The 11,375-nt window shown below is 60.4% G+C and carries 10 protein-coding genes; 7 read left to right on the forward strand and 3 right to left on the reverse strand.

Annotated elements, in window-relative coordinates:
• Window positions 1–55 precede the first annotated feature (55 nt).
• The 3 genes from ACRESD_RS18670 to phhA form a co-directional block, all read right to left on the reverse strand.
• The gene (locus tag ACRESD_RS18670) at window positions 56–1,249 is read right to left on the reverse strand and encodes an amino acid aminotransferase (protein ID WP_431752264.1); all 1,194 of its coding nucleotides are present in this window, start codon (window positions 1,247–1,249) and stop codon (window positions 56–58) included.
• Window positions 1,249–1,605 carry a 4a-hydroxytetrahydrobiopterin dehydratase gene (locus tag ACRESD_RS18675; protein WP_003192995.1) on the reverse strand — a complete coding sequence of 119 codons (357 nt, stop codon included), beginning with the start codon at window positions 1,603–1,605 and terminating at the stop codon, window positions 1,249–1,251. Before ACRESD_RS18675 ends, ACRESD_RS18670 begins: the two co-directional genes overlap by 1 nt.
• Before the next feature lie 104 nt (window positions 1,606–1,709).
• Window positions 1,710–2,501: a phenylalanine 4-monooxygenase gene (phhA, locus tag ACRESD_RS18680; protein WP_431752265.1), complete on the reverse strand. Its 792-nt coding sequence runs from the start codon at window positions 2,499–2,501 to the stop codon at window positions 1,710–1,712.
• 258 nt (window positions 2,502–2,759) lie between these two features.
• On the opposite strand from phhA, the gene ACRESD_RS18685 reads away from it, so the two are divergent.
• The 7 genes from ACRESD_RS18685 to flgK form a co-directional block, all read left to right on the forward strand.
• The gene (locus tag ACRESD_RS18685; RefSeq protein ID WP_431752266.1) at window positions 2,760–4,322 is read left to right on the forward strand and encodes a sigma-54-dependent transcriptional regulator; all 1,563 of its coding nucleotides are present in this window, start codon (window positions 2,760–2,762) and stop codon (window positions 4,320–4,322) included.
• 330 nt (window positions 4,323–4,652) lie between these two features.
• On the forward strand, window positions 4,653–5,393 hold the full coding sequence (locus ACRESD_RS18690; RefSeq protein ID WP_431752267.1) for a flagellar basal body rod protein FlgF: 741 nt from the start codon (window positions 4,653–4,655) through the stop codon (window positions 5,391–5,393).
• 68 nt (window positions 5,394–5,461) lie between these two features.
• Entirely contained in the window at window positions 5,462–6,247 is a 786-nt protein-coding gene (gene flgG, locus ACRESD_RS18695; protein ID WP_060756054.1) for a flagellar basal-body rod protein FlgG, read from the forward strand.
• 53 nt (window positions 6,248–6,300) lie between these two features.
• On the forward strand, window positions 6,301–6,996 hold the full coding sequence (gene flgH, locus ACRESD_RS18700; RefSeq protein WP_431752268.1) for a flagellar basal body L-ring protein FlgH: 696 nt from the start codon (window positions 6,301–6,303) through the stop codon (window positions 6,994–6,996).
• Window positions 6,997–7,002: 6 nt separating this feature from the next.
• Entirely contained in the window at window positions 7,003–8,112 is a 1,110-nt protein-coding gene (locus ACRESD_RS18705; RefSeq protein ID WP_431752271.1) for a flagellar basal body P-ring protein FlgI, read from the forward strand.
• Between the two features lie 4 nt (window positions 8,113–8,116).
• Window positions 8,117–9,379 (forward strand): flagellar assembly peptidoglycan hydrolase FlgJ, encoded by a 1,263-nt coding sequence (gene flgJ, locus ACRESD_RS18710; RefSeq protein ID WP_431752269.1) that lies wholly within the window; start codon window positions 8,117–8,119, stop codon window positions 9,377–9,379.
• Window positions 9,380–9,389: 10 nt separating this feature from the next.
• Window positions 9,390–11,375 (forward strand): flagellar hook-associated protein FlgK (gene flgK, locus ACRESD_RS18715; protein ID WP_431752270.1); only part of this gene is annotated, 1,986 nt, incomplete at its 3' end.

The following is an 11,375-nucleotide window of genomic DNA, read 5'->3' on the forward strand; positions in this document are numbered from 1 at the left end:
CACTGACAGGTCGCCATCGCAGGCAAGCCAGCTCCCACAGTTTGATTCGGTTTCTTCAGTTAGAGACGTCGGCGATGGCCTGGGCCAACAAGGCCAGCCGCTTGGCGTCAATCCCAGCAACACTGGCCCGCCCCGAGCTGACCATATACACGCTGTGCTTCTCCCGCAGTTGCTTCACCTGCTCGGCGTTCAAGCCGGTATAGGAAAACATCCCGCGTTGCGCACCAATATGGGCGAACCGTTCGGCCAAGCCGTGCGGCGCCAGCGCCTCCACCAGGCCTGCGCGCAACTGCGCAATCCGTGAACGCATGGCTTCGACTTCGCCGCTCCATACCTTCTTGAGTTCAGCATCACCCAGGATGGTCGCGACCACTGCCGCGCCATGATCCGGCGGCGTCGACCACAGGTTGCGCGCGATATTCGCCAGTTGGCTGCGCACATCCGTGAGCTTCTCGGCATCTGCCGCGCACACGATCAGCGCGCCGACGCGGTCGCGGTACAGGCCGAAGTTCTTCGAGCAGGAACTGGTGATCAGCACCTCGGGCAGCTCGGCAGCAAACAACCGCACTGCCCATGCATCCTGCTCCAGGCCATCACCAAAGCCCTGGTAGGCGAAGTCGATCAACGGCAGCAATTGGCGCTCGCGCACGATCTGCAGCACCTGGTGCCAATCATCCTGGGACAGGTCGAAACCGGTCGGGTTGTGGCAGCAAGCGTGCAGCAGCACCACGTCGCCCTTCGGCACGGTGGATAGGGTGGCGAGCATCGCCTGTACATCCAGGCGATTGTCGGCACCCACATATGGGTAATGGCTGACCTTGAGCCCGGCCTTGGCAAAGATGGTTTCGTGGATCGGCCAGGTCGGGTTGCTCAGCCATACACCACGGCCCGGCAGGCTGTGGGCGATGAAGTCGGCGCTCAGGCGCAGGGCGCCAGTGCCGCCTGGGGTCTGTGTGGCGCCGGCACGGCGTTCGCGGATCAGGGCGGAGTCGGTGCCGAGCACCAGTTCGCTGATCAGTTTGCCGAACGCGGCGTCACCGTGACCGCCGATGTAAGTCTTGGTGGTCTGTGTGTCCACCAGACGTTGTTCGGCCAGCTTCACCGAATGGGGAATCGGCGTCAGGCCTTGATCGTCCTTGTAGACGCCCACGCCCAAGTCGAATTTGTTCGGGTTGGTATCGTGGGCGTACAGGTCCATCAGCCCGAGGATCGGGTCGCCGGGCACGCGGCCAATGGCATCGAAATGCATTACTTGCGGCCCTCGGCGGTCTTGGCCACTTCGTCGGTGCGTGCGGCCATGATGAAGTCGTTGCGGTGCAGGCCCTTGATGGAGTGGCTCCACCAGGTCACGGTGACTTTGCCCCATTCGGTGAGCAGGCCAGGGTGATGGCCTTCGGCTTCGGAGATTTCACCCATGGCATTGGTAAACGCCAGGGCGAATTTGAAGTTCTTGAACAGGAAAACCTTTTCCAGCTGCATCACGCCGTCGCGCACTTCGATGTTCCAGTCGGGGATCTGCTTGATCAGTACCGGCAACTCTTCGTCGCTGACTTGTGGGGCGTCGGCGCGGCAGGCTTCGCAGTGGGCTTGGTTCAAGGTGGTCATGTCAGTGTCCTGAATTCGAGTGTTTGAAAAACGGTCGTCAGTGGCGTCACCCTAAAGCAACGCGGGGCCAGGGAACAGACTCACCTGGCCTCAAAACGTGAGGTTCACGCGGCCTTGGGTTTGGGTGGGAACTTCGGTGCATGCAAACCGAGCTGCATCCCGCGTTCGACCATGGCCATGATGTCTTCCTGCGCGACTTCGAACAGGCGCTTGAGCTCGGGCAGTACGAAGTACAGCGGTTGCAGGATGTCGATACGGTACGGAGTACGCATCGCTTCCAGCGGGTCGAAGGCTTGATGCTCGGGCTCGTCGGACAGGCTGTACACCGTCTCCTTGGGCGACGACAGGATGCCGCCACCGTAGATGCGCCGGCCTTGGGGCGTGTCCACCAGGCCGAACTCGATGGTCATCCAGTACAGGCGCGCCAGGTACACCCGCTGCTCCTTGGTGGCCGCCAGGCCGAGCTTGCCGTAGGTGTGGGTGAATTCAGCGAACCAAGGGTTGGTCAGCAGCGGGCAGTGGCCGAAGATCTCGTGGAAAATGTCCGGTTCTTGCAGGTAGTCCAGTTCTTCACGGGTACGAATAAAGGTCGCCACCGGAAACTGCTTGCTGGCAAGCAGTTCGAAGAAGGTCTGGAAGGGGATCAGCGCCGGTACGCGGGCGACTTGCCAGCCGGTGGTTTCGGCGAGCACTTTGTTGATCTCGCCCAGTTGCGGGATGCGATCCAGCGGCAGGCCGAGCTTGTCGATGCCGTCCAGGTATTCCTGGCAGGCGCGACCCTCGATCACTTTCAACTGGCGCGTGATCAGGGTGTTCCACACCGCGTGTTCTTCCGGCGGGTAGTGGATAAAACCTTGCGCATCGGGCTCGCGGGCCACGTATTGCGTCTGCTTCATACGGCTCTCCTGCTAGGCATTCGTTCTTGTTATGTCCTGCGATGAGCTTATTGATAACCCGATGGGCGCGAGATTCCATCCACCTTCAAGCGCTGGGGTGTAGGAAAATATGCCGACTTTTGTAAAGTATTCGTTACGACTGTGCGGCCAATCATTGTATCGGGCTGTGAAAAGGGTCTGTGTTGTCACATAATCTTGACGACTATCTGCGCCCAGCGGCAAAAAGACGCGGCGCCTTCCCATTTTTCGGGCCTTTCCATGCGTATCAAAGTGCACTGCCAGAACCGTATCGGCATCCTGCGGGACATCCTCAACCTGCTGGTGGAGTACGGCGTCAACGTCGCCAAGGGCGAAGTCGGCGGTGAACATGGCAACGCCATTTACCTGTTTTGTCCGAACCTGGTGAACATGCAGTTCCAGGCGCTGCGCCCACAATTCGAGGCGATTGCCGGGGTCTTTGGGGTCAAGCGGGTAGGGTTGATGCCCAGTGAGCGGCGTCATATGGAACTCAATGCGCTGCTCGGCGCCCTGGAGTTTCCGGTGCTGTCGATTGACATGGGTGGCTCCATTGTCGCCGCCAACCGTGCGGCGGCGCAGTTGCTCGGGGTGCGGGTGGACGAGGTTCCGGGCATTCCGTTGTCGCGCTATGCCGAAGACTTTGACCTGCCGGAACTGGTGCGTGCGAGCAAGTCGCGGATCAATGGCCTGCGGGTCAAGGTCAAGGGTGACGTGTTTCTGGCGGACATCGCGCCCCTGCAATCTTCCGAACATGATGACAGCGAGGCCATGGCCGGTGCCGTGCTGACACTGCACCGCGCCGATCGCGTGGGTGAGCGCATCTACAATGTGCGCAAGCAAGAGCTGCGTGGCTTCGACAGCATCTTCCAAAGTTCCAAGGTCATGGCGGCGGTGGTGCGTGAAGCCCGGCGCATGGCACCGCTGGATGCGCCTCTATTAATAGAAGGCGAAACCGGCACCGGTAAGGAGCTGTTGGCCCGCGCTTGTCACTTGGCCAGCCCGCGTGGACAGTCGCCGTTGATGGCACTCAACTGCGCAGGCCTGCCGGAATCGATGGCCGAGACTGAGCTATTCGGCTACGGCCCCGGCGCATTTGAAGGGGCGCGGGCTGAAGGCAAGCTGGGGCTGCTGGAGCTGACGGCGGGCGGTACGCTGTTTCTCGATGGTGTCGGGGAAATGAGCGCGCGCTTGCAGGTGAAGTTACTGCGTTTTTTGCAGGACGGTTGCTTCCGTCGAGTAGGCAGCGATGAAGAGGTTTACCTGGATGTGCGGGTGATCTGCGCGACCCAGGTCGACTTGTCGGAGCTTTGTGCGCGCGGTGAATTCCGTCAGGATCTCTATCACCGCCTGAACGTGCTGTCGCTGCATATCCCGCCCTTGCGTGAATGCCTGGATGGCTTGGCGCCGCTGGTCGAGCATTTTCTTGATCAGGCCAGCCGGCAGATCGGCTGCTCGTTGCCCAAGCTGGCCCCGGCGGCCATGGATCGCCTCAGCCATTATCACTGGCCGGGCAATGTGCGGCAGTTGGAAAACGTGTTGTTCCAGGCGGTGTCGTTGTGTGATGGCGGTACGGTCAAGGTCGAGCACATTCGTTTGCCGGACTATGGCGTGCGCCAGCCTCTGGGCGACTTTTCCCTGGAGGGCGGGCTGGAAGACATTGTTGGACGTTTCGAGAAGGCGGTGTTGGAAAGCCTGTATGCCGAGCACCCCAGCAGCCGACAGTTGGGCAAGCGCCTGGGGGTGTCTCACACCACCATCGCCAATAAGTTGCGTGATTACGAAATTTTGAAGACAGATAAGTAATCTACCTGACTCAACGCGGTTAAAACTGTGGGAGCGGGCTTGCTCGCGAATGCGGTGGGTCATTCAACACATCAGTGACTGAACCACCGCATTCGCGAGCAAGCCCGCTCCCACATTCGATCTTCGTCGTTATCCAGACCGGCGCTTGCCGCAGGCGGCATAAGTCCGCCGTTTTTTCGACTCTCACTCCGTCCTCCCTTTTCCTGTATATCCCCGCAAACCCTTGCCCCGCCTTGGTTTAACTCTCTTTTCAAAAGTTGGTTCGCAAATTGCTTAAGCCTCCTCAGTACAGCGGTGGGCGGCAAGCGTCCGTCAGAAAGAGGAAAGAGCGTGGACAAGTACCTTTATGTGGCAATGACCGGCGCCAGCCAGAATGCACTGGCGCAGAAGGCCCATGCCAACAACCTGGCGAACATTTCCACCAACGGTTTCCAACGTGACCTGGAGCAGGCGCGTTCGATGCCGGTGTTCGGTGACAGCTTTCCGGCGCGGGCGTTTGCGATGACTGAGCGACCTGCCACCGATTTTTCCCCGGGTGCCATGATCGAAACCGGTCGTGACCTGGATGTGGCCGTCAGCGGTGACGGCTGGATGGCCGTGCAAACCCCGGATGGCAGTGAAGCCTACGTGCGCAGCGCCAGCATGAATGTGGATGCGTTGGGTGTGCTGCGTGCCGGCAACGGCATGCCGATCATGGGCAATGGTGGTCCGATTGCCGTGCCGCCCCAGCAGAAAATCGAGGTGGGCGCCGATGGCACCATCAGCATCCGCGCCATGGGCGAAGGCCCGCGGGTGATGGCGGAAGTGGACCGTATCAAGATGGTTCAGCCCGACCTCAAGAACATGACCAAAGCCCTCGACGGCACCATCCACACCAAGGATGGCCAGCCGGCCCAGGCCGACGCGAACGTCCGGCTGACCTCGGGCTTTTTGCAGGCGAGCAACGTCAATGCGGTGGAAGAAATGACCGCAGTGCTGTCGCTTTCCAAGCAGTTCGAGCTGCACATCAAGATGATGAACAGCGCCAAGGAAGACGATCAGGCCATGACTCGCGTTCTGTCGATGAGCTGAATCCGGCGACAACTGACGACTAATTTTGCAACGCGGCGCCAACAAACAGGCGCACGAAGGAGAACACCATGCTTCCGGCTCTATGGGTTGCCAAGACAGGTTTGTCCGCCCAGGACACAAACCTGACCACCATTTCCAACAACTTGGCCAACGTGTCGACCACGGGTTTCAAACGTGATCGCGCAGAGTTCCAGGACTTGCTCTACCAGATCAAGCGCCAGCCAGGCGCCCAATCGACCCAGGACAGCGAACTGCCGTCGGGCCTGCAATTGGGTACTGGTGTGCAGATCGTCGGCACCCAGAAGAACTTCAACGCCGGTAACCTGCAACAGACTGGCCAGCCACTGGATATGGCTATCAATGGTCGCGGGTTCTTCCAGATCCTGCAGCCGGACGGCACGACGTCCTACACCCGTGATGGTACGTTCCACCTCGACTCCAATGGCCAGATTGTCACCGCCAACGGTTTCGCCCTGGAGCCGGCCGTAGTGGTGCCTGCCAACGCCAAGACCTTCACCGTGGGCAACGACGGTACTGTGTCCATCACCGTGGCCGGCAACCCGGCGTCCCAGGTGATCGGCAACTTGCAAACCGCCGACTTCATCAACCCGGCCGGCCTGCAGGCCATGGGTAACAACCTGTTCCTGGAAACCGCTTCCAGTGGCGCGCCGCAAATCGGCACCCCGGGCCTGAACGGTTTCGGTACTACCCTGCAAAGCACCTTGGAAACCTCCAACGTCAGCACGGTTGAGGAGATGGTCAACATGATCACCACCCAGCGCGCCTACGAGATGAACTCCAAGGTGATTTCCACCGCCGACCAGATGCTCTCGTTCGTCACGCAGAATCTGTAATCAAGTCTATGGGGCGCTCTTGAGGGCGCCTGCAACACCGTGAGGTAAGGGTCATGAATCGCTATGTTTCTGTTCTGGCATTGAGTGGGATCGCCGTGCTCGCGGGCTGTGTCGCCCCGACGCCAAAACCCAATGACCCGTACTACGCGCCGGTGTTGCCACGCACGCCGCTGCCGGCGGCGGCCAACAACGGCTCGATCTACCAGGCCGGTTTCGAACAGAACCTGTACAGCGACCGCAAGGCGTTCCGCGTGGGTGACATCATCACCATCACCCTGAACGAGAAGACCCAGGCGAGCAAAAACGCCAACTCCCAGGTGGGCAAAACCAGTAAGACCAGTATTGGTCTGACCTCGTTGTTTGGTGGCGTGCCCAATACCAATAACCCGTTGGGCGATGGCGACTTGAGTTTGAACGCCGGTTACAGTGGCGACCGTGCCACCAACGGCAAGAGCGCGGCGGGGCAGGGCAACAGCCTGACCGGTTCGATCACCGTGACCGTGGCCGATGTATTGCCCAACGGCATCATTGCCGTACGCGGTGAGAAGTGGATGACCCTCAACACTGGCGACGAGCTGGTGCGGATTGCCGGCATGGTGCGTGCCGATGATATTGCTACCGACAACACCGTGCCGTCGACGCGGATTGCCGATGCGCGCATTACCTACTCGGGTACGGGTTCGTTTGCTGATGCGAGTCAGCCGGGCTGGTTCGACCGTTTCTTCCTTAGCCCGCTGTTCCCTTTCTAGGTGGCCATTTTGAAACTCAAACAGCTGATGGCGGCGGCGCTGTTGCTTTCCTTGAGCGCTGTCGCCCAGGCCGAGCGCCTGAAAGACATCGCCAGCATTTCCGGCGTGCGCTCCAACCAGTTGATCGGTTATGGCCTGGTGGTTGGGCTCAATGGCACGGGTGACCAGACCACCCAGACCCCGTTCACCCTGCAGACCTTCAATAACATGCTCTCGCAGTTCGGCATCAAGGTGCCGCCAGGCTCGGGTAACGTGCAGTTGAAGAACGTCGCGGCCGTATCCATCAGTGCCGACTTGCCGGCGTTTTCCAAGCCAGGGCAGGTGGTGGATATCACGGTCTCGTCCATCGGTAACTCGAAAAGCCTGCGCGGCGGCACCTTGCTGATGACACCGCTCAAGGGTATCGATGGCAATGTCTACGCCATCGCCCAGGGCAACCTGGTGGTGGGTGGTTTTGATGCTGAAGGTCGTGACGGCTCGAAGATCACCGTCAACGTGCCTTCGGCCGGCCGCATTCCGGGTGGTGCCACGGTCGAACGCACCGTGCCGAGCGGTTTCAACCAGGGCAATAGCCTGACCTTGAACCTCAACCGCTCTGACTTCACCACCGCCAAGCGTGTGGTGGACAAGATCAACGACATGCTCGGCCCTGGTGTGGCCCAGGCCATCGATGGCGGCTCGATCCGCGTGACCGCGCCACTGGACCCAAGCCAGCGCGTCGACTACCTGTCGATCCTGGAAAACTTGGAGGTCGACCCAGGCCAGGCGGTGGCCAAAGTCATCATCAATTCGCGTACCGGCACCATCGTGATCGGCCAGAACGTCAAGGTGTCACCCGCGGCGGTGACCCACGGCAGCCTGACTGTGACCATTACCGAAGACCCGATCGTCAGCCAGCCAGGGCCGTTGTCCAACGGCCAGACGGCGGTAGTGCCTCGCTCACGAGTCAATGCCCAGCAAGAGGCCAAGCCGATGTTCAAGTTCGGCCCCGGCACCACCCTGGACGAGATTGTCCGTGCGGTGAACCAGGTGGGCGCAGCGCCCGGCGACTTGATGGCGATCCTCGAAGCTTTGAAACAGGCCGGCGCCTTGCAAGCCGACCTGATTGTGATCTGAGGCCATGGCCATGGATATGCGCAAGAGCGGGATCAGCAGCACGGCGGACTCGGGGTCTTACTCCGACCTGAACCGGCTTAACCAGCTCAAGGTCGGTGACAAGAACAGCGAAGGCAACATGCGCAAAGTGGCGCAGGAGTTCGAATCGCTGTTTTTGAGCGAGATGCTCAAGTCCATGCGCTCGGCCACCGAGGCCCTGGGCAAGGACAACCCGCTGAACACCCCGGCGGCCAAGCAGTATCAGGAAATGTACGACCAGCAGTTGGCCGTCTCGATGTCCCGCGAAGGTGGGGGGATTGGCTTGGCTGACGTGCTGATGCGCCAGATGCAGAAGAACAAGCCGGTGGACGCCCAGGCGGCCACCTTGCAAGGCCCGGCAGCCGAGGTGCCGGTGAAGAAAGTCGATACCCCGACCGAGATCGCCGCCGGCACTCAGGTGGACGGGCCATTGGGGCGCTCCAACGGCCAGCGGCCTTTGTGGGCTTATCGCGTGGCGGTGCCTGAGGGCAGCAATACCCACGCCAACGATATGGAGCTGATGAACCAGCGCCGTATCGCCTTGCCGAGCAAACTGACTGATCGCCTGCTCGCAGGCATTGTGCCGAATACGGATGTAGCCGCTGTCGCCAAGACCGCGCCGCTGCGCAATAGCGCAGCCGATGACAACGTGATCAACAGTGCCGCCCACGGCTTTGCCGTACAGAGTGGGCGCATGCAGGTGTATGGCCGTGCCGTGGCGCAACCGCCGCTGGCGCCGGCGAAAAAAGCCTTCAGCTCGCAGGATGAATTTGTCGCCACCATGCTGCCGATGGCCAAGGCTGCCGCCGCACGTATTGGTGTCGATCCGAAGTATCTGGTGGCCCAGGCGGCCCTGGAAACCGGTTGGGGTAAATCGGTGATGCGCGCCCAGGACGGCAGCAGCAGCCACAACCTGTTCGGCATCAAGGCCGGGCAGAGTTGGCAGGGTGGCCAGGCCCGTGCAATCACCAGCGAGTTTCGTGATGGGGCGATGGTCAAGGAAACGGCGCAGTTCCGTTCCTACAACTCCTACCAGGACAGCTTCCACGACCTCGTGACATTGCTGCAAAGCAATGATCGCTATAAAGAAGTTGTGAAATCAGCCGACAACCCGGAACAGTTTGTTCGCGAGTTGCAAAAGGCCGGATACGCCACCGATCCGGACTACGCCAGCAAGATTTCGCAGATCGCGAAAACGATGAACAGTTACCAGAATTACGCTGCCGCGGGCGCGACCACTCATTTATAAGGTCTGAATCATGAGTTTGCTCAGTATCGGGATGTCAGGGCTTAACGCCGCTCAAGGATCGTTGTCGGTCCTGAGTAACAACATTGCCAACGTCAATACTCCGGGATACTCGCGCCAGCAGACCACCCAGAATGCCAGCGCCAACAACCAGTACGGCGGGGTGTTCATCGGCAGCGGTACGACCTTGGCGGACGTGCGCCGGGTGTATAACGAGTTCCTGGATACGGCCTACCAGAACAGCACCGCGCTCAATAACGATGCCAAGGCCTACTCAAGCCAGGCGAGTGCGATTGATAAGACCCTGTCGGACAAGACCACCGGCATGTCCTCGGTGCTGAGTGCGTTCTTCGCCGCCGTGCAGACCTCGGCGGCTAACCCCAGCGACGTGTCCGCCCGGCAGGTGCTGTTGACCAGTGCCCAGACCTTGACCAACCGTTTCAACTCGATCTCCAACCAACTGAACCAGCAAAAAGAGTCGATCAACGGCCAACTGAGCACCATGAGCGATCAGGTCAACCAACTGACCTCCTCGATTGCCTCGCTCAACAAGCAGATCACTCAGGCCCAGGGCTCAAGCAACACCGCCCCGGCCAACCTGCTGGATGCCCGTAATGAGGCCGTGCGCTCGCTCAATGAGCTGATCGGCGTCACCGCCAGCGAAAAGAATGGCCTGTTCAGCGTCAGTACCGGCAGTGGCCAGTCGCTGGTGCTGGGCGATCAGTCCAACACCGTTTCTGCGGTGCCGAGCACCAATGACCCGAGCCAGTACACCCTCCAGCTCAACACCGGCGGCGGTACGTCGATTGATCTGGGTAACGTCATTAGCGGCGGCAGCATTGGCGGCCTGCTGCGTTATCGCAGTGATGCGTTGATGCCGGCCATCAATGACCTGGGGCGTATCGCGATTGCCACAGCCGATACCGTCAACAGTCAGCTGGGCCAGGGCGTGGATTTGAACGGTGACTTCGGCTCGTCGTTGTTCAAGGACATCAACAGCGCTGCGGCCATTGCGCAGCGCAGCCAGGGTGCGGCGGGCAACAGCAGCGGTTCCGGCAACCTGAACGTGAGCATCCAAGACAGCAGCAAGCTGTCGATCTACGACTATAAAGTCACCTTCACCAGTGGCAATAATTACACCGTGACGCGTTCCGATGGTAAGGCCATGGGCGCGTTCGACACGGCTACCACGCCGCCGCCGGTGATTGACGGGTTCACCCTGGCCTTGGACGGCCATGGGCCGATGGCCGCAGGCGACAGCTTCAAAGTCAGCCCGACCGCCAATGGCGCGACCAATATCGGTACCGAGCTGAAGGACGCCAATAAAATCGCCTTCGCCGGGCCGTTGCTGGGCGAGGGTAGCAAGACCAACGAAGGGACCGGCACTTTTACGCCGCCGACCTTGACCGTGCCTATCGACATTCACGGCGGTGCGGACACCGCGCAACTGCGTACCGGGATTGAACATTCGATGCCGGTGAAAATGGTATTCGGCAAGCCGGCTGCTGATGGCACGCAGGCCTACACGCTCAACGACTCTCAGGGCAATCCGATCGGCAGCGGCACTATCGTTCCGGGCCAAAGCAACAAAATCACCATCAACGTACCGATGCGTGATGCCAACGGCGCTTTGGTATCGCCGGCCAAGAGCTTCAAGTTTGATACGACCGTGGGCGGCTCGCCGGCTGATGGCGACAGCACCACGTTCTCTTTCAACGCATCGGGCAAGTCGGACAACCGCAATGCTCAAGCGCTGCTGGACTTGCAGACCAAAGCCACAGTCGGTCTGTCGGACGGCAGCGGCGGCGGTGTGAGCCTAGTGGCGGCCAACAGCCGACTGGTATCGACCGTGGGGGCCAAGGCGGCGTCGGCGATTACCGACACCACGGCTACCGGTGCGTTGCTCAAGGCCAACCAGGACGCACGCAACTCGGTGTCCCAGGTGAACCTGGATGAAGAGGCGGGCAACATGATCAAGTTCCAGCAGTACTACACCGCG

The organism is Pseudomonas sp. (genome assembly GCF_050739995.1).
Lineage (GTDB): Bacteria > Pseudomonadota > Gammaproteobacteria > Pseudomonadales > Pseudomonadaceae > Aquipseudomonas.

Excerpts from the sequence above, each read along its gene's own strand:
- ACRESD_RS18670 (WP_431752264.1), bottom strand. The coding sequence starts at position 1,249 with ATGCATTTCGATGCCATTGGCCGCGTGCCCGGCGACCCGATCCTCGGG.
- ACRESD_RS18675 (WP_003192995.1), bottom strand. The coding sequence starts at position 1,605 with ATGACCACCTTGAACCAAGCCCACTGCGAAGCCTGCCGCGCCGACGCC.
- phhA (WP_431752265.1), bottom strand. The coding sequence starts at position 2,501 with ATGAAGCAGACGCAATACGTGGCCCGCGAGCCCGATGCGCAAGGTTTT.
- ACRESD_RS18685 (WP_431752266.1), top strand. The coding sequence starts at position 2,760 with ATGCGTATCAAAGTGCACTGCCAGAACCGTATCGGCATCCTGCGGGAC.
- flgG (WP_060756054.1), top strand. The coding sequence starts at position 5,462 with ATGCTTCCGGCTCTATGGGTTGCCAAGACAGGTTTGTCCGCCCAGGAC.
- flgH (WP_431752268.1), top strand. The coding sequence starts at position 6,301 with ATGAATCGCTATGTTTCTGTTCTGGCATTGAGTGGGATCGCCGTGCTC.
- flgJ (WP_431752269.1), top strand. The coding sequence starts at position 8,117 with ATGGCCATGGATATGCGCAAGAGCGGGATCAGCAGCACGGCGGACTCG.